This is a genomic window from Pseudomonas protegens (assembly GCF_013407925.2).
In the GTDB taxonomy this organism is placed as follows: Bacteria; Pseudomonadota; Gammaproteobacteria; order Pseudomonadales; family Pseudomonadaceae; genus Aquipseudomonas; species Aquipseudomonas fluorescens_AP.
This window is the reverse complement of the sequence record NZ_CP060201.1, coordinates 3,494,435-3,511,265: the sequence shown is the minus strand read 5'-3', so window position 1 is coordinate 3,511,265 and position 16,831 is coordinate 3,494,435. Positions and strand designations below refer to the sequence as shown.

18 protein-coding genes are annotated in these 16,831 nt (G+C 63.1%); 8 read left to right on the top strand and 10 right to left on the bottom strand.

Annotated features, from left to right (window positions below; all coding sequences use genetic code 11):
• Positions 1-209: 209 nt before the first annotated feature.
• From GGI48_RS16195 to GGI48_RS16170, 6 genes are all read right to left on the bottom strand, one after another.
• Positions 210-731: a disulfide bond formation protein B gene (locus GGI48_RS16195; protein WP_179599149.1), complete on the bottom strand. Its 522-nt coding sequence runs from the start codon at positions 729-731 to the stop codon at positions 210-212.
• Positions 732-897: 166 nt separating this feature from the next.
• Positions 898-2,136 (bottom strand): heme biosynthesis protein HemY, encoded by a 1,239-nt coding sequence (locus tag GGI48_RS16190; RefSeq protein ID WP_103740727.1) that lies wholly within the window; start codon positions 2,134-2,136, stop codon positions 898-900.
• Positions 2,133-3,272 (bottom strand): uroporphyrinogen-III C-methyltransferase, encoded by a 1,140-nt coding sequence (locus tag GGI48_RS16185; RefSeq protein WP_179599147.1) that lies wholly within the window; start codon positions 3,270-3,272, stop codon positions 2,133-2,135. Before GGI48_RS16185 ends, GGI48_RS16190 begins: the two co-directional genes overlap by 4 nt.
• A 16-nt stretch (positions 3,273-3,288) precedes the next feature.
• The gene (locus tag GGI48_RS16180; protein WP_179599145.1) at positions 3,289-4,056 is read right to left on the bottom strand and encodes a uroporphyrinogen-III synthase; all 768 of its coding nucleotides are present in this window, start codon (positions 4,054-4,056) and stop codon (positions 3,289-3,291) included.
• The gene (gene hemC / locus GGI48_RS16175; RefSeq protein ID WP_179599143.1) at positions 4,053-4,994 is read right to left on the bottom strand and encodes a hydroxymethylbilane synthase; all 942 of its coding nucleotides are present in this window, start codon (positions 4,992-4,994) and stop codon (positions 4,053-4,055) included. The genes GGI48_RS16180 and hemC overlap by 4 nt, the downstream gene beginning before the upstream one ends.
• A gap of 126 nt (positions 4,995-5,120) precedes the next feature.
• The gene (locus GGI48_RS16170; RefSeq protein WP_179599141.1) at positions 5,121-5,867 is read right to left on the bottom strand and encodes a LytR/AlgR family response regulator transcription factor; all 747 of its coding nucleotides are present in this window, start codon (positions 5,865-5,867) and stop codon (positions 5,121-5,123) included.
• Between the two features lie 625 nt (positions 5,868-6,492).
• On the opposite strand from GGI48_RS16170, the gene argH reads away from it, so the two are divergent.
• Positions 6,493-7,887, top strand: a complete 1,395-nt coding sequence (gene argH / locus GGI48_RS16165; protein WP_179599139.1) for an argininosuccinate lyase — start codon at positions 6,493-6,495, stop codon at positions 7,885-7,887.
• A 63-nt stretch (positions 7,888-7,950) separates the two neighbouring features.
• Here the strand turns inward: argH and GGI48_RS16160 are convergent, their stop codons facing one another.
• Positions 7,951-8,610, bottom strand: a complete 660-nt coding sequence (locus GGI48_RS16160; protein ID WP_047306592.1) for a glutathione S-transferase family protein — start codon at positions 8,608-8,610, stop codon at positions 7,951-7,953.
• Positions 8,611-8,734: 124 nt separating this feature from the next.
• Between GGI48_RS16160 and GGI48_RS16155 the strand changes: the two genes are divergently transcribed.
• The 3 genes from GGI48_RS16155 (at position 8,735) to GGI48_RS16145 (ending at position 12,473) form a co-directional block, all read left to right on the top strand.
• Positions 8,735-9,019, top strand: coding sequence for a hypothetical protein (locus GGI48_RS16155; RefSeq protein WP_016966943.1), 285 nt, complete (start codon positions 8,735-8,737; stop codon positions 9,017-9,019).
• A 193-nt stretch (positions 9,020-9,212) separates the two neighbouring features.
• Positions 9,213-9,458 (top strand): TIGR02647 family protein, encoded by a 246-nt coding sequence (locus GGI48_RS16150; protein ID WP_016966944.1) that lies wholly within the window; start codon positions 9,213-9,215, stop codon positions 9,456-9,458.
• 168 nt (positions 9,459-9,626) lie between these two features.
• Complete coding sequence (locus tag GGI48_RS16145; RefSeq protein WP_179599137.1) at positions 9,627-12,473, top strand: class I adenylate cyclase; 2,847 nt, start codon at positions 9,627-9,629, stop codon at positions 12,471-12,473.
• A gap of 6 nt (positions 12,474-12,479) precedes the next feature.
• Here the strand turns inward: GGI48_RS16145 and rnk are convergent, their stop codons facing one another.
• From rnk to cyaY, 3 genes are all read right to left on the bottom strand, one after another.
• Positions 12,480-12,893, bottom strand: coding sequence for a nucleoside diphosphate kinase regulator (gene rnk / locus GGI48_RS16140; RefSeq protein WP_011064182.1), 414 nt, complete (start codon positions 12,891-12,893; stop codon positions 12,480-12,482).
• A gap of 142 nt (positions 12,894-13,035) precedes the next feature.
• Positions 13,036-13,269 carry a DUF1289 domain-containing protein gene (locus tag GGI48_RS16135; RefSeq protein WP_016966946.1) on the bottom strand — a complete coding sequence of 78 codons (234 nt, stop codon included), beginning with the start codon at positions 13,267-13,269 and terminating at the stop codon, positions 13,036-13,038.
• Between the two features lie 4 nt (positions 13,270-13,273).
• Positions 13,274-13,606: an iron donor protein CyaY gene (gene cyaY / locus GGI48_RS16130; RefSeq protein ID WP_016966947.1), complete on the bottom strand. Its 333-nt coding sequence runs from the start codon at positions 13,604-13,606 to the stop codon at positions 13,274-13,276.
• A gap of 239 nt (positions 13,607-13,845) precedes the next feature.
• Here cyaY and lptM point away from each other — a divergent pair, with 239 nt between their 5' ends.
• The 4 genes from lptM to GGI48_RS16110 are packed head-to-tail and all read left to right on the top strand — an operon-like array spanning position 13,846 to position 16,829.
• Complete coding sequence (gene lptM / locus GGI48_RS16125) at positions 13,846-13,998, top strand: LPS translocon maturation chaperone LptM (RefSeq protein ID WP_016966948.1); 153 nt, start codon at positions 13,846-13,848, stop codon at positions 13,996-13,998.
• Between the two features lie 9 nt (positions 13,999-14,007).
• The gene (lysA, locus tag GGI48_RS16120; protein ID WP_179599135.1) at positions 14,008-15,255 is read left to right on the top strand and encodes a diaminopimelate decarboxylase; all 1,248 of its coding nucleotides are present in this window, start codon (positions 14,008-14,010) and stop codon (positions 15,253-15,255) included.
• A 4-nt stretch (positions 15,256-15,259) separates the two neighbouring features.
• On the top strand, positions 15,260-16,090 hold the full coding sequence (gene dapF, locus GGI48_RS16115) for a diaminopimelate epimerase (protein WP_179599133.1): 831 nt from the start codon (positions 15,260-15,262) through the stop codon (positions 16,088-16,090).
• A 13-nt stretch (positions 16,091-16,103) separates the two neighbouring features.
• Complete coding sequence (locus GGI48_RS16110; RefSeq protein WP_016965452.1) at positions 16,104-16,829, top strand: DUF484 family protein; 726 nt, start codon at positions 16,104-16,106, stop codon at positions 16,827-16,829.
• Positions 16,830-16,831: the final 2 nt, after the last annotated feature.

Here is a 16,831-nt window from a genome sequence, read left to right as displayed (position 1 = left end):
GGTGATCTCTCTTCCCTTATGGGTCATGCCGTCTGCCCGCCGCCCCCCTTGTTGGAGACTCTGGATCCGGTCGGACACAACAGCATCGAGCAACATAATTCCGGTGACAGGTGCGGGCCAGATTATGCCCGCTCGACAACAGCATCAAGGTACGCAGGAGATAAAGTTCATACAAGCGTTTAATCCGCGCCTTGCCACCAAACGCTGACTCAGGGCAACGCCTCGGCCCTGTGTGTAGCCCGCGTCATGCGCAGCAGACGGTAACCGCTGAAGATCAGCATGATCACGAAAAACAGCAGGCTCCACTCGGGCAGGCTCATGTCCAGCAGCGTCCAGGTGACCTCGGCGCAGTCCGAGGTGCCCATGAAGGTCAGTTGCAGCGCCTGCCACCAGGACAGCTGGCGCAGCATGAAAGACATGTCCGGCAGGCAAGCCAGGAGTTGCTCGGAAGGAATGTTCTGCAGCAATACATGACGCCCGGCGGTGATCACCCCGAGCAGGCCCAGCACCAGGTTCAGCCCCCAGTAGAGCGCTCGCCCCACACGCCCCGGTCCCTGCACCACCGCCAGCAGGTTGACGCCGCCGAACATCAGCAGCAACAAGCGCTGCACGCCCCACAACGGGCAAGACTCGAGGCCGCCACCGGTTTGCAGGTTGAATGCTGCCCACGAGGCCAAGGCCCCCACCAGGAACACCAGGGAGAACAGCACGCGGGAGCCGGCCAGCGACATGAGATATCCGTAACACAAAGAAACAGGCAGCCACGGTAGAGAAAGCGCTCGCTGCTTTCAAGAAGCGCTATGCCGCAGTCGAGCGACGATAGACAGCGAGCCAGTGGTGCAACCCGGGCAAGGAAAGGCCGGTTGCCCGCAACAGGCAACCGGCCCTGACAGCGCTTCAGGCCCGCGCCGGAACCGGCAACGGTGACGCCAGCAGACGCTCGTCGAGCATGCCCAGGCCCTCCTGGAACAGTTGGTTGCTGCGATCGGTATCGCCCAACTGCGCCAACAACCGGGCCAACTCAGCACAGGTTTCAGGATTGCGCTGCAGACGCAGGCTGCTTTCCAGGTAGTCCCGGGCCTTGCCCCACAGGCTGTTCTGCAGGCATAGGCGCCCCAGGGTCAGCAACAGACCGGGATCGTCGGCGTGCTCCTTCAACCAGTGCTCGGCGGTCTGCAACTGCCGGGAGGGGTCACTGCCACGCACCAGGCCGTAAAGCCGCGCCAGATGACTCTCGTACTTGCGCTTGATGGCGGTGCGCAGCGCCTCTTCGGCTTCGGCACCGGCCCCCAGCTGACGCAACTGCTCAGCGTAGGCCAGCACCAGTTGCGGCTCCTGGCGTTGCGCCGAGGTCAGTTGCTGCCAGGCGCGATTGAGGGACTGCAAGCCCGCCACCTGGTCCTCTTCACGACGCGCCGCCAGGCTCAGGTTCTCGCCCCAGGCCCGACGCTCCAGCTCCTGCAACTCGCTGGCCGGCAGCACTTTGTCCTTGCGCAACTCGGGCAGCAGGCGGATCAGCGCCGACCAGTCGCCACGCTGCTGATGCAAACGCTGCAACTGACGCAGCACCTGAACGCTATGCGGATGACGCTCGTGCATGGCTTGCAGGGTGCTCAGGGCGCCTTCGGTATCGCCGCGATCGGTCTGCAACTGGGCATGACTCAAGGCCACCGCCAACTCCGCCTGGGGCTGCCGGGTCAGCGCCCGCTCCAGCAGCCGGTCGCATTCTTCGTAATGGCCTTGCTCGTTGGCGGCACGGGCCGCACCGAGGTAGTACAGCAGCGGCTGGCGCTCGGCCTCGGCGGCACGGTACAGGTGCTTTTGCGCGCTGGCCCAGCGACCTTCGGCCAGGTCCATCTGGCCCTGTTCGATAGCAATCTGCACCCGGCGACTGCGATTGCGGCGCGACCAGGGATTGACCACGCCACCGGAAACCATCACCAGCTCGACCAGCAGCTTGATGCCCCAGATCACCAGCCAGATCAGCGCCACCAGGGCCAGGGTCGCCCACAGACTCGATTCGTAACGGAAATTGCTGTAGGCGATCAGCACGTAGCCCGCATGCTCGGCGATGGCCAGCCCCAGCAAGCCGATAGCGGCGATGACCAACAGCACAATCACGTAGACGCGTTTCATGGGCTGGTCTCCTGGGCGGCGTTCGCGGCAGGTTTGGCCAGAGGCTTGATGGAGTCCTCAGCGTTGAGGTTGCGCCGCTCAAGATAGGCCTGCACCGCGCTCAGGGTCTTGGCCAGGTCTGGAGTGACTACGGTCACCGGCTGCTTGCTCAGTTCGGACAGGCGCTCGAGCATGATCTTGCTCTGCGGATTGTCCTGATTGAAGTTGCTGACCAGTACATCCCGGGCTTCGGTCAGCGCCTGGGTGTACACCGGCGCCTGGCCATTCAGGGCCGCCCACTGCGCCTGCTCCAGCGCCAGGCTCAGGGCCAGGCGCACCTGGGTCAGGCCCTGCCCCGCCAGCAGCGGACGGATGTTCTTGTCGGCATTGAAGTCGATACGGAAGTAGCGGGAGATCTGCTCCCACCACTGGGCCCAGCGGCTTGCGCCATCGCCGTCGGCGGTCAGCCCCAGCAACGAGTCGCCGCGGTCCTTGTATTCCGGCGCCACCGCACTCAGCTCCAGGACCTGATCACGCAGGGCCCCCAATTGCAGGAACAGACCGGTGCGATCCGGTTGTTCGGTGCTGCGCAAGGCCGCCAGGCTCTTGGCCAACTGTTCGCGGGCAGCGAAGGAGCCCGGGTCGTTCTGCTCACGCAGGATATCGTCGGCGCCCTGGACCAGGGCCTGGGCGCTGCTGATGTCCTGCAGAGCGGACAGACGCAGACTGGCCAGGCGCAACAGGTGTTCGGCTTCCGCCAGGCGCCAGTCCTTGCGGCTGGCACCCAGCACGGTTTCCAGGCGCTGACTCAGACGCTGCTGATCACCTTGCAACTGGGCCACGAGACGCCGCCGGTCTTCCAGCTCGTCGGCGGGCGGCAATTGCTCCAGGCGCGCACTCAGGCGCTGCTCACTGAGCTTGAAGCTCTGGGCCTGATCACCCAGGGCCTGCAACTGACTCAGTTGCTGCTGGTGATTGGCTTGCAGGCTACGCACCTGCCAGATCCCCCAGCCACCGGCCGCGACACCCGCCGCCCCCAGCAGCAGGGCCAGTATCGCCAACCCGTTGCCACGACGCTCAACGGTTGGGGTCGTGGGCTCAGCAGGTGTTCCGGACACCGGCTGGACTTCATCTTTAGGCAAGGCTGTTTCGCTCACGTATCCATCCTTTGCGTTAGAGAACGGGCACGGGTTGCTCCCGTAACGCCGTTAGCAAAGCCGCGGCACTGGCGCCGCGACAATCCACAACTTTTTCCGCCCCGGCGGCACGCGCCATGTCGGCGACCCGGGGGCTTGGAACAAACAACGGCATCTGCGCCAACTGCGGCCAGTCCGCTCCGGCCAGCTGCAGCAAATGGCTGAAGCCCTGTCCACTGCTGACCACCAGCCCGTTCAAGCGTTCCCCCGCAATCTTGCGCAGCAGTGCATCCTCGGCGTAATGCGGGAGGCAGCGGCGGTAGAGTTCCAGATAATCGACACTAGCACCAAGGTCGCGCAAACGCTCAGAGAGCAGCTCGCGACCGCCCTCGCCACGCACGATCAACACCCGGGGATCGGGCCGGCAGATAGCCTCGCGCAATTGGGGAAGCGCAAGCAAGGCTTCGCTGTCATCCCCCGTTTGTGGGTAGAACACCTGCAAACCAGCATCCGCGAGGATCTGCCCGGTTCCGGCGCCCACGCTAAACCAGCTCTGGCACGGGGGCTCTGGCCAATAGGCGCGCAGCAGTTTCAGACCCAGATGGGCCGCAGGCTTGCTGACCACGATCAGCGCGCAGTATCGATCCAGTTCAAGCAGGGTCGCGCGTTGCGCGTCAGTGACGGGCAAGGCCTGAATCTCCAGCAACGGCAGGCTGCTACTGAACACCTTGGCGTCGGCCAGGATCGCTGCCAGTGCAGCGCAATCCTCGCTCGGCCGGGTCAGCAGCAGGCGCCAGCCGGTCACTCTTGCTCCGCCTCGCCATAGACCGCGCGCAGGATGTCATCGGCACCCTGGGCCAGCAGGGCATCCGCCACTTGCACCCCCAGTTCGCTGGCAGACGTTCTGGGGCCACGGGCTTCGGCGCTGAGCAGCCGGCCGCCGCTGGGCTCACCCACCAGGCCGCGCAGCCAGATCTGTTCGCCTTCGAGCACCGCATAACAGGCGATCGGCACCTGACAGCCGCCGTTGAGGTGCTTGTTCAGCGCCCGCTCGGCCGTGACCCGGCTGGCGGTGTCGGCGTGATGCAGAGGGGCCAGCAAGGCGTGGATTTCAGTATCGGCACTGCGACATTCGATGCCGACCGCGCCCTGGCCACCGGCAGGCAGGCTGTCGTCGACGCTGATGAAGGAGCTGATGCGATCTTCGAATCCCAGACGGATCAGGCCAGCCGCGGCCAGGATGATGGCGTCGTACTCGCCGGCATCCAGCTTGGCCAGCCGGGTATTGACGTTGCCCCGCAGAAAACGGATCTGCAGGTCGGGGCGACGAGTCAGCAACTGGGCCTGGCGGCGCAGGCTGGAAGTGCCCACGACGCTGCCTTGCGGCAACTGTTCAAGGCTTTGGTAGGTATTGGAAACAAAGGCGTCGCGCGGGTCTTCGCGCTCGCAGATGCAGAACAGGCCCAGGCCTTCGGGGAAGTCCATGGGCACGTCTTTCATCGAATGCACGGCGATGTCGGCCTGGTTTTCCAGCAGCGCGGTTTCCAGCTCCTTGACGAACAGCCCCTTGCCGCCGATTTTCGACAGGGGCGAGTCCAGCAGTTTGTCGCCACGGCTGACCATGGGCACCAGGGTCACCACAAGGCCCGGATGGGCCTCTTGCAGACGGGCTTTGACGTATTCGGCCTGCCACAAGGCCAGAGCACTTTTGCGGGTAGCGATGCGGATTTCGCGAGAGGACATGGATCAATCCGTACTGAATAGATACGGCAGATAATAACAGCTCAGCCAAAGCAGCTTTGACTTGTATCAGAAACGCAGCGTCCCGCCGACGCCGGGCCTGCCTTGGTATGCGAGCAAACGAGCGCGCTAGAGCTGTTGCATCATCTTGCGCACACCCGCAACGTGGCGCCGACTGACGATCAGGGCATCGCCATTGAGACCCTTGAGGTACAGCTGGAAATGCCCCAGCGGCGTGCGCTGCAAGCGCTCGATTCGCTCGCGGGCCACCAGCGCATTGCGATGAATACGCACAAAGCGATCGCCGAATTCGTCTTCCAGGGCCTTCAGGGGTTCGTCCAGAAGCACTTCGCCGCTTTCGTGACGCAAGGTCACGTACTTGTGGTCGGCAATGAAGTACACCACCTGAGCCAGGGGAATCAGTTCGATGCCTTTACGGGTTCGCGCGCTGATGTGGCTACGCGGCCCATTGCCGCTTTCCGCCGCCGGCCGCGTCAGGGCCGCCAGTTGCACACGATTGGGTTTCTCGGCGGCTTTCAAGGCTTCGAGCAACAGCTCGGGGCGCACGGGCTTGACCAGGTGGCAGACGCCACTGGCATTGAAGGCCTCAAGGGCGAATTCATCCGGAGCCGCACAAAACACCAGCGCCGGAGGCGTCTCGCGCTCGCACAATTTGCCGGCAACCTGCAGACCATCCAGACCCGGCATGTGCACATCGAGCAAGACGATATCCGGCTTCAGGCTGTCGATCAGGCTCAATGCCTCTTCGCCGTTGGTGGCGCTGGGCTCCAGGACACTGTATCCCTCGAGCTCACTGACCATCCGGCTCAGGCGCTCGCGGGCTAGGGGTTCGTCATCAACGATCAGGACATTCATATTGCGCTGGATTCCTGCGTGAGTCTCGCACATGGATAGCGTAGACAGGTGGAGTGACGTCCGTCACCGCGATCCACGCTAAGACTAGTGCGAAGGCCAAAAAGTGCCGCAAGTCGGGCACCAATATTTACCCGTACCTGCCCGATACCGCCCAAGGTCGGTGGCTGCGCGACGGTGCCGCAGGGAACGCTGGTATTCAACACAAAGCCCCCCTCGTTACTGTGGTCGGCGTCCACCCTGTCCGCACCCGCCTCGTTTCATGGGCGGATTGCCAGGACCTGCGCGGTGTGAACTCGATGGACAGACCCACTGCGAACACGCGAGGGGGTGTTACGCAATTGTGCCGGTCCTCTTGTCCAACTGTAGACGGTTGCCAAGACGATATTGCTCAATCGACAAATATCGTTTGATCGATATCACCTTCCGCACTCAAGGCCCCCTCCCCCTGATGCACCGCGGATTGTTCCGACGCCAGTCTCTGCGCCCTCATGGCCGGCGACAAGCCATGCACAGGCGGCCCGACGAAAAAAGCTGCCGACCAGTGCCAGCGACAGCCGAGGCAACCCTGTTATCATCGGCTCCTGTTTTTTACGCCATCTTCCTTCAGCAGATCACGAGCGAATTCATGAGCACTGACAAGACCAATCAGTCCTGGGGCGGCCGCTTCAGTGAACCCGTCGACGCCTTCGTCGCCCGCTTCACCGCCTCTGTCACTTTCGACCAGCGCCTGTATCGCCACGACATCATGGGCTCCATTGCCCACGCCACGATGCTGGCCAAGGTCGGCGTGCTCACCGACGCCGAACGCGACAGCATCATTGACGGCCTGAAGACCATCCAGGGCGAGATCGAGGCCGGCAGCTTCGACTGGCGCGTGGATCTTGAAGACGTGCACATGAACATCGAGGCGCGCCTGACCGACCGCATCGGCATCACCGGCAAGAAGCTGCACACCGGCCGCAGCCGCAACGATCAGGTGGCCACCGACATCCGCCTGTGGCTGCGGGACGAGATCGACCTGATCCTGGCCGAGATCACCCGCCTGCAAAAAGGCCTGCTGGAGCTGGCCGAGCGCGAAGCCGAAAGCATCATGCCGGGCTTCACCCACCTGCAGACCGCCCAGCCCGTGACCTTCGGCCACCACATGCTGGCCTGGTTCGAAATGCTCAGCCGTGACTACGAGCGCCTGGTGGACTGCCGCAAGCGCACCAACCGCATGCCCCTGGGCAGCGCCGCGCTGGCCGGCACCACCTACCCGATCGATCGCGAGCTGACCTGCCAGCTGCTGGGCTTCGAAGCCGTGGGCGGCAACTCCCTGGACAGCGTTTCGGACCGTGACTTCGCCATCGAATTCTGCGCCGCCGCCAGCGTGGCGATGATGCACCTGTCGCGTTTCTCCGAAGAACTGGTGCTGTGGACCAGCGCGCAATTCCAGTTCATCGATCTGCCGGACCGCTTCTGCACCGGCAGCTCGATCATGCCGCAAAAGAAAAACCCCGACGTGCCGGAGCTGGTGCGGGGCAAGAGCGGCCGGGTATTCGGCGCGCTGATGGGCCTGCTGACCCTGATGAAGGGCCAGCCCCTGGCGTACAACAAGGACAACCAGGAAGACAAGGAACCGCTGTTCGACGCCGCCGACACCCTGCGCGACTCGCTGCGGGCCTTCGCCGACATGATCCCGGCGATCAAGCCCAAGCACGCCATCATGCGTGAAGCGGCGCTGCGCGGTTTCTCCACCGCCACCGACCTGGCGGATTACCTGGTGCGCCGCGGCCTGCCGTTTCGCGATTGCCACGAAATCGTCGGCCACGCGGTGAAGTACGGCGTGGAAACCGGCAAGGACCTGGCAGAAATGAGCCTGGAAGAACTGCGCCAGTTCAGCGACCAGATCGAGCAGGACGTGTTCGCCGTGCTGACCCTGGAAGGTTCGGTGAATGCCCGCAACCACATCGGCGGCACCGCACCGGCCCAGGTCCGGGCTGCCGTGGTTCGCGGCCAGGCCTTGCTGGCCAACCGCTAGGCCATCGCAGGTCAGCCTGCTGCACCAGCAGGCTGACCCGTCACCCGTGTACCAGTGACCGCGCTACTTCCTCGCCGCCACCATCGCCAGGAACTGCGGCATCGCCGCTTCTCTATCCGCCGCTACTCGCTGGGCATTGGGCAGCTGCTCCAGGCGCTCCAGCAAGGCTTTTGCCGCGGGCATCCCCTCCAGAAAGTCCACCCCGAACAGCTTGTGCCCGACCGCCCGGGCCAGGGTCACGCTGTAGAGAAAATACAGATCCGCCACACTCAGGCTGTCGCCGGCCACATAAGGTGCAAATTTGCCATGCCGCGCCAGGGAGGCAAACCCTAGCAGCAACTCAGCCTTGGACTTTTCCTGGATCGCCGGGGCCACCGACAGACCGAAGAACGCCTCGGGATAGCAGGCCCGCGCCGGCAGTTCGATGTAAAGTTCGATCTCCCTGGCCAGCGCCAGTACCTGGGCACGCTGGAATGGATCGCTGGGCAACAACGCCCGACCTGGCTGGGTGTGCTCCAGGTACTCGAGAATCACGCTGGTTTCGTTCAGGTACCCCTGCTCGACCTCAAGCACCGGCACCTTGCCCCGTGGACTGATGGCCAATGCCTCCGGACTTTGACCACCAGAAAAAACCACCTCTTCGAAAGGCAGGCCTTTCTCCAGCAACGCCAGCTTGACCATGTTGTAGTAGTTACTGACAGAGAAACCGTAAAGCTTGAGCATCACATAGCCTCCAGGCCGTGCAGGGGTTGGCAGCATTTTTTATAGAAGCCCAATGCAATTCTGGCCAGCAGCATCACCGCCCTGAATACGAGTAAACTGGCGACCTTTCCTTGAGGAGCCTGCCATGAGCGAGCCAACCGATATCGACACCGACGAAGAAGAGTTCGCCGAAAACACCCTGATCGAAGCCATCGAAAACCAGATCGAAAGTGACAACCCGCCGGCGGCCAAAGCCACGTTCAACAAACTGACCCTGGTGGGTTACGAACGGGAAGAAATCCTCAATCTGATGGCTCACGTCCTGGCCATCGAGATCGATGCAATTCTCGAGGAAGACCGCGCTTTCGATACCCAATGGTACGAAGCCGCCTTGCGCGCCCTGCCGCAACTGCCTCCCGAGAAGTCCTAAGCCCGCAGCACCGGAGCGCTGCCTAGGGCAACGCTCCTGCAGCACGCTCCCGCCCTGACTACACTGCAAACTCCCTGCGGCCAAACGCCGCCATCCCCAGGTACAAAAGTCCTCAGCGAACGCTGGACACGCCGCCGTTCTGCGGTCACCTTAAGAACGCTGACCTCTCATTCCTAGAAAGTCTGGAGTCCTTATGTCGTATACCCCTGAGTTGGTTGCCGAACTGGAAATCCTTGCACTCTTCAATCTGGACAACTCCCAGGAAGGCCTGAAAATCCATCAGACCGCTGCCCCTTCCGCCATTGCCGCTGCCCAACGCCTGTTTGACAAAGAACTGATTACCCAAGCCGATGGAGGCTACCTGACCAGTCTTGGCCGCGACGCCGCCGAACACGCCCAAGGTCTGCTGACCATCCTGAGCGTCAAAGAAACCGCCTGAACATCGCTCCTCGGCCTGCGGGGTTCCCGTCTGTCGGATTCCGTAGGCACCCTCCCGCCAATACGTTAGAAATCTGGCGTCAAAAAATAAATTGAGCTAAAGACTCGGCCTTGTCTGACGCTAAACTGCTGCCGTTCCAAACCCCGTCACCTTCGAGCTCCGCTTGAAATGCCCCATACCCATGAAATCCGCCCTGTTCTGGATGAAGGAATCGATCGCAAGGTTCTCAGCCAATTGCGCACGCGCTTTCTTAAGGTCAATCAAGGGCGCCTGGCTCGGGCAATGGAGGGGTTGTCGGCACGCCAGCAACTGGTCCTCAACCTGCTGCCGCTGTTCTTTCACGTCAATCACCCGCTGCTGCCCGGCTATGTCTCCGGCGCTACCCCGGCGGGGCTGTCCAACTATGAACCCGATCCCCAGGCCCTGGCCGAAGCCCAGCGCCTGACCCGATCCTTTTCCTACAAGCCGCGCCATGGCAACCCGCCGCGGCCGATTCACGGGCTGTTTCTCATGGGCAGCCTGGGCACCCTGGCACAGGCCGACCAGAGCGATATGGACGTCTGGGTTTGCCACGCTGCAGATTTGAGCGAAACCGAGCTGACCGAACTGCAGAAGAAATGCCAGCTACTGGAAGCCTGGGCCGCCAGCCAGGGCGCCGAAGCTCATTTCTTCCTGATCGATGCCAGCCGCTTTGTCCGCGGCGAACGCGACACCCAGCTCAGTTCGGATGATTGCGGCACCACCCAGCATTACCTGCTACTGGACGAGTTCTACCGCACCGCCATCTGGCTGGCCGGACGCACGCCGCTGTGGTGGCTGGTGCCGGTGTACGAGGAGCCCCGCTACGAGCGCTATATCCATACCCTGCTCTCCAAGCGCTTCGTACCCGCCGAGGAGAATCTGGACCTGGGCCACATGGCGCGCATTCCGCCCGGCGAGTTCATCGGGGCCGGACTCTGGCAGCTGTTCAAGGGCATCGAGTCCCCCTACAAATCGGTACTCAAGCTGCTGCTGATCGAGGTCTACGCCAGTGAGCATCCCAAGGTCCAGTGCCTGAGCCTGCGCTTCAAGCAGGCGGTGTTCGCCAACCGCCTGGACCTGGACGAGCTCGACCCCTATGTCGTGGTCTACCGGCGCATCGAGGAGTACCTCAAGGCCCGCGGAGAACCGGAACGACTGGAGCTGGTACGACGCAGCCTGTACCTCAAGGTCAATCGCAAGCTCACCCAAGGCAATGGCGCCCGCAGCCCGAGCTGGCAGCGCTCGCTGCTGGAGCGCCTGGCCAGCGAGTGGGGCTGGGATCAGCGCCAGCTGGCCCTGCTGGACAGCCGCAGCCAATGGAAAGTGCGCCAGGTCAGCAGCGAGCGCCGGGCCCTGGTCAACGAACTCAACTACAGCTATCGCTTCCTGACCCAGTTCGCCCGTACCGAGCAAGCCGCCAGCCTGATCAACAAGCGCGACTTGAACGTGCTGGGCAGGCGCCTGTACGCCGCCTTCGAACGCAAGGCCGGGAAGATCGAATTCATCAACCCCGGCATCGCTCCGGACCTCGCGGAAGACACCCTGACCCTGGTGCAGTCGCCGAACAAGAAAGAACCGGGACAGACCTATTGGGGCCTGTACAACGGCAACCTGACCGCCTTGGAATCAGAGCATTTCGCCCCGATCAAGCGCAGCCGGCAACTGCTGGAACTGCTCACCTGGTGCCATCGCAACGGGGTGATCGACAGCAGTACGCGCCTGGCCCTGCACCCTGGCAGCAGCGACCTGAGCGAGTTCGAGCTGTTCAACCTGCTGGGCAGCCTGCAGCAGACCGTGGCCCTGCCACTGGCCACGGTGGACGAAGACCAGCTACTGCACGCCAGCGTCCCCAGCGAGGTCTTGATCCTGGTGAACGTCGGCGTCGATCCCCTCAAGCATCACCGCGACCTGAACATCCTCATGACCACCGAACGCACCGACTCACTGAGCTACGCCGGGGTCCGGGAAAATCTGGTGCTGACCCTGGATCAGGTCACCCTCAATAGCTGGAACGAGGTCATGGTCGAGCGCTACGACGCCGAGCATGCGCTGCTCGATTGCCTGCGCGATTACCTGAACAGCCTGCCTGCCGGGCCCCAGCCACGCCTGAGGGTCCGCTGCTTCTGCCACAACCGCGCGCAATTCATCGCCCGCCGAGTGGAGGAGCTGTTCGAAACGGCGCAGCATTTGTTGCTCAGCCAGCTCAACTACCGCTACCTGATCCAGGTGCAGCAGCACTATCACGTCCTGGAACTGGTGGCCGGCCAGGTCCGGCACAAGGCCATGGCCCATCCCGCCGCGCTGCTGGAGTACCTGGGCCAGGAGCAGGCCAGCTACAGCCCCCTGCACCTGGACCCCATGGCCCTTGAGGAGCACGACCTGGCGCTGATCCTGCCCATGGGCCGGCCGGACTGCATCCAGGTGTTCTACCGGATCATCGACGAGCAGGCCGAGCTGTACCTGCTCGATGAGCACAATGCCCTGTGGCAGCAGACCTTGCCCTATCACGACGAGCAAAGCCTGCTGGTGCCATTGCAGCGTTTCCTGCAGTCGATTCTCTACCGTCGCGATGCGCTGTTGCCGATAAGCAGCAACCCGGGCGAGAAACCTTTGGACACACTCTACTTTCAGGTATTGCCTTCGGGCAGCGGCCGGGCACGCCGGGTAGAGCCACGGCCGGCACCGCCGACGCCGGTCGACAAGGCCTTTTATGACGTGCAGGCGATCATCGGCAAGGCCGCACCGGGTCAGGTGCAAGTCTCGCTGTACTGCAATCAACGGGAGTTTTCCGAGCTGGAATATGGCGATCAGCTGTTTGCCGCAGTGGCCCAGGACATCGTCGCCCAACGCCGCGAACCACAGCGCTATCGCTGCTACATCACCGACCTGGACCTGTCCGGCCTGCTCGGTGATGGACAAAGTCCGAGCATTCTCTACCTGCGTTACAAGGCCAGCCTGGAGCGCGCGCTGAATGACGCGCTCGAGCAGGTCTAGCCGCTATCAGAGGTGGTAGTCGCCGGCGGCTTCCGGCTGGTATTCCACTTCCAGCAGCGTCAGCTTCAGGGTCTTGCCGCCCGGAGCCGGCCAGTCGATGTATTGACCGACCTGCAGGCCCAGCAAGGCACTGCCCACTGGCGCGAGGATCGAAATCTTGCCCTCGTCGGCGTTGGCGTCCTGTGGATAGACCAGAGTCAGGTGATAGTCCTTGCCGCTGCTTTCTTCACGGCAATGCACACGCGAATTCATGGTGACGACACCGGCCGGAACTTCATCGTGACCCACCAGCGTTTCGGCACGATCCAACTCGGTCTGCAGTGCAATGACGCCTGGCAGCGAGTCGTCCAGGCTGTCGATCAGGCGCTCAAGACGTTGCACGTCAAGGCGGGTAAGGATGATGGATGGTGCAGTACTCATGATCCTGGCTGACTCCTATTTTTTCTGCACAAAAAAGCAAAACCCCGCCAAATAAGACGGGGTTCTCACCGGCCTCGATGTAGCGAGGCGAAGCCGGACACTATCACAGCACACTGAATAAACAAACCGTACGAGTACGAACCTAAAGTCCCTCCGCGGCCACGCTCTGCTTGCGCAGCAACGCCTGGGCGCAGATCACTCGCCGGCGCTGATCATCGGCCGAGCGCCACTCGCGAATGTCCTCAACATGACGAAAGCAGCCGCGACAGACCTTCTGCTCATCGAGACGGCACAGGCTGATGCACGGCGAACTCACCGCCGGACTGACGTTGCTGTAGAGGGGCTTGGGCGGGCGCACCGCAGCGGGCTCGGTCACGACCTCAGAGCCCTTCGAACTCAAGCTTGATGTCTGCCTGTTCGAAGACGATGCGTTCCAGCATCTCGCCCAACTGCTCCTCGCTCTTGTCGCACATCCAGCGCTCGCTTTCCTCGTCGTAGTCGAAGTGGAAACCACCGGATCGGGCCGCCAGCCACAGTTGGCGCAGAGGCTCCTGGCGACTGAAGATCACCTGGCTGCCGTTGTCGAACTTGACGGTGAGCACACCGGCCGAGTTTTCCAGGTCGATGTCCAGGTCGCTCTCTTCGAAAATATCCTCCAGCGTCTGCTGGGTAGCGTCCACCAGGTCATGAAAACGGGCTTCGGTCAAACTCATTGCGGGAACCTCGGATAGTGTCTACTCACGCTCAAGCGCCGCAAGATACGGGCGCTCCCCGGCGAATGCAAAGGATACCGAACAGGTGGACAAATGCGATGCCCATTGCGCCGCAAGCCATCCAAAGTCCCTGAACCGGGCCTGGCAAAGGCCCGCTGGACGGGAGTTACGCTGCATAGGCAAGCTGCCGGGTGGCCGGTATACTCGGGCGCAATTTACGCATTCTCAAGGATTTCGCCATGAAGCGCCTGATCTCTTCCCTTGCTGCGCTCGTCGCGGTTGCCTGCCTTGTTACTGCCTGTGGCCAGAAAGGCCCGCTGTATCTGCCTGATGACAGCAAATCCCCTGAAGAGCAGGCCAAGTCGCAGTCGCACAAGCACGACACCTACTAAGGGCTCACCATGGACGCTTTCAACTACCGCGACGGTGAGCTGTTCGCGGAAGGCGTAGCCCTGTCCGCCATTGCCGAGCGTTTCGGCACGCCGACCTACGTCTATTCCCGAGCGCATATCGAGGCCCAGTACCTGGCCTATGCCGAGGCGCTTGCCGGCATGCCGCACCTGGTCTGCTTCGCGGTAAAGGCCAACTCCAACCTGGGTGTGCTGAATGTCCTGGCCCGCTTGGGCGCCGGTTTCGACATCGTCTCCCAGGGCGAGCTGGAGCGGGTCCTGGCCGCCGGCGGCCAGGCCGACAAGATCGTCTTTTCCGGTGTCGGCAAGACCCGTGACGACATGCGTCGCGCCCTGGAAGTGGGCGTCCACTGCTTCAACGTCGAGTCCGCCGAAGAGCTGGAGCGCCTGCAACAGGTGGCCGCCGAGCTGGGGGTTCGCGCACCGATCTCGCTGCGGGTCAACCCCGACGTCGACGCCGGCACCCACCCCTACATCTCCACCGGACTCAAGGAAAACAAGTTCGGCATCGACATTGCCACGGCCGAGGATGTGTACATCCGCGCCGCGCAGCTGCCGAACCTGGAAATCGTCGGGGTCGACTGCCATATCGGCTCGCAACTGACCACCCTGGAGCCCTTCATCGACGCCCTCGACCGGTTGCTGGAACTGGTGGACCGCCTCGGTGAATGCGGTATCTACCTGCGCCACATCGATCTGGGTGGTGGCCTGGGCGTGCGCTATCGCGACGAAGAGCCGCCGCTGGCCGCCGACTACGTCAAGGCCGTGCGTGAACGCCTGGATGGCCGCGACCTGGCCCTGGTGTTCGAACCGGGCCGCTTCATCGTGGCCAACGCTGGTGTACTGCTGACCCGGGTCGAGTACCTCAAGCACACCGAACACAAGGATTTCGCCATCGTCGACGGCGCCATGAACGACCTGATCCGCCCGGCGCTGTACCAGGCCTGGATGGACGTCAGCGCCGTACAGCCGCGAGAGGCCGAACCCCGTACCTACGACATCGTCGGCCCGATCTGTGAAACCGGCGACTTCCTCGCCAAGGAACGCGCCCTGGCCCTGGCCGAGGGCGACCTGCTGGCGGTGCATTCCGCTGGCGCCTATGGTTTCGTCATGAGCTCGAACTACAACACCCGCGGCCGTGCCGCCGAAGTGCTGGTCGATGGCGACCAGGCTGTTGAAGTGCGTCGCCGCGAGACGGTAGCCGAGTTATTCGCTGGCGAAAGCCTGCTGCCGGAGTAAGACCATGCTGCTGCGTTTTACCAAGATGCACGGCCTGGGCAATGACTTCATGGTTCTCGACCTGGTCAGCCAGCACGCGCATATTCTGCCCAAGCACGCCAAACAATGGGGTGATCGCAACACCGGGATCGGCTTCGATCAGTTGCTGATCGTCGAGGCCCCGAGCAACCCGGACGTGGATTTCCGCTATCGGATCTTCAACTCCGATGGCTCCGAAGTGGAACAGTGCGGCAACGGTGCCCGCTGCTTCGCGCGCTTCGTGCTGGACAAGCGCCTGACCACCAAGCGCCAGATCCGCGTCGAAACCAAGAGCGGCGTGATCGAACTGGACGTGCGCAACGACGGTCAGATCAGCGTCAACATGGGGGCGCCACGCCTGGTGCCGGCGGATATCCCGTTCCAGGCCCCGGCCCAGGCCAACAGCTATACACTGGACGTCGATGGCCTCCAGGTCGAGCTGGCCGCCGTGTCCATGGGCAACCCCCACGCCGTGCTGCGGGTGGATGACATCAACAGCGCGCCGGTGCACGAGCTGGGGCCGAAGATCGAGCATCACCCGCGCTTCCCGGCGCGGGTCAATGTCGGTTTTCTCCAGGTGCTGGACCGCCAGCGCGCGCAATTGCGGGTCTGGGAACGCGGCGCCGGGGAAACCCAGGCCTGCGGCACCGGGGCCTGCGCAGCTGCAGTGGCCGCGATCAGCCAGGGGTGGATGGATTCGCCACTATTGATCGACCTGCCAGGCGGGCGCCTGTCCATCGAATGGGCAGGTCCAGGCCAACCGGTGATGATGACCGGCCCGGCAGTACGCGTATACGAAGGACAGGTGCGTCTTTAAGTGAGCGAAACCCATGACTGATCAGCCCCAGGCTCCCGCCGCAAAGCCCGACTCAGCACCTTCTGCCGACCTGGACGCAGCCGCCGTCGCTGCGTACCTGGAGGCCCATCCGGACTTCTTCGTCGACCACGACGAGCTGCTTCCAGCCTTGCGCATTCCCCACCAGCGCGGCGATACCGTGTCGCTGGTGGAGCGACAGATGAAGATCCTGCGCGAGCGCAACATCGAGATGCGCCATCGCCTGTCGCAGTTGATGGACGTGGCTCGGGACAACGACCGCCTGTTCGACAAGACCCGCCGCCTGATTCTGGCGCTGATGGACGCCAGCAGCCTGGAAGAAGTGGTGATGAGTGTCGAGGACAGCCTGCGCCAGGACTTCCAGGTGCCCTTCGTCAGCCTGATCCTGTTCAGCGACAACGCCATGCCGGTGGGTCGCTGGGTCTCGGCGGCCGAAGCCCAGGGCGCCATCGGCGGCCTGCTGTCGGAAGGCAAGAGCGTCAGCGGCAGCCTGCGCGAACATGAGCTGGACTTCCTCTTCGGCGAAGAACAGCGCAAGCAGATCGGCTCCACCGCGGTGGTCGCTCTGGCGCACCAGGGCATGCACGGGGTCCTGGCCATCGCCAGCCGTGACCCGCAGCACTACAAGAGCTCGGTCGGCACCCTGTTCCTCAACTACATCGCCGAAGTCACCGGCCGGGTCCTGCCGCGCTTCACCCACTCGCTGCGCTCGGTACGCTGAGC

Coding starts and splice junctions, on each gene's coding strand:
- GGI48_RS16195 (WP_179599149.1), bottom strand. CDS start 731: ATGTCGCTGGCCGGCTCCCGCGTGCTGTTCTCCCTGGTGTTCCTGGTG.
- GGI48_RS16190 (WP_103740727.1), bottom strand. CDS start 2,136: ATGAAACGCGTCTACGTGATTGTGCTGTTGGTCATCGCCGCTATCGGC.
- hemC (WP_179599143.1), bottom strand. CDS start 4,994: ATGTCCTCTCGCGAAATCCGCATCGCTACCCGCAAAAGTGCTCTGGCC.
- GGI48_RS16170 (WP_179599141.1), bottom strand. CDS start 5,867: ATGAATGTCCTGATCGTTGATGACGAACCCCTAGCCCGCGAGCGCCTG.
- argH (WP_179599139.1), top strand. CDS start 6,493: ATGAGCACTGACAAGACCAATCAGTCCTGGGGCGGCCGCTTCAGTGAA.
- GGI48_RS16160 (WP_047306592.1), bottom strand. CDS start 8,610: ATGCTCAAGCTTTACGGTTTCTCTGTCAGTAACTACTACAACATGGTC.
- GGI48_RS16155 (WP_016966943.1), top strand. CDS start 8,735: ATGAGCGAGCCAACCGATATCGACACCGACGAAGAAGAGTTCGCCGAA.
- GGI48_RS16150 (WP_016966944.1), top strand. CDS start 9,213: ATGTCGTATACCCCTGAGTTGGTTGCCGAACTGGAAATCCTTGCACTC.
- GGI48_RS16145 (WP_179599137.1), top strand. CDS start 9,627: ATGCCCCATACCCATGAAATCCGCCCTGTTCTGGATGAAGGAATCGAT.
- rnk (WP_011064182.1), bottom strand. CDS start 12,893: ATGAGTACTGCACCATCCATCATCCTTACCCGCCTTGACGTGCAACGT.
- cyaY (WP_016966947.1), bottom strand. CDS start 13,606: ATGAGTTTGACCGAAGCCCGTTTTCATGACCTGGTGGACGCTACCCAG.
- lptM (WP_016966948.1), top strand. CDS start 13,846: ATGAAGCGCCTGATCTCTTCCCTTGCTGCGCTCGTCGCGGTTGCCTGC.
- lysA (WP_179599135.1), top strand. CDS start 14,008: ATGGACGCTTTCAACTACCGCGACGGTGAGCTGTTCGCGGAAGGCGTA.
- dapF (WP_179599133.1), top strand. CDS start 15,260: ATGCTGCTGCGTTTTACCAAGATGCACGGCCTGGGCAATGACTTCATG.
- GGI48_RS16110 (WP_016965452.1), top strand. CDS start 16,104: ATGACTGATCAGCCCCAGGCTCCCGCCGCAAAGCCCGACTCAGCACCT.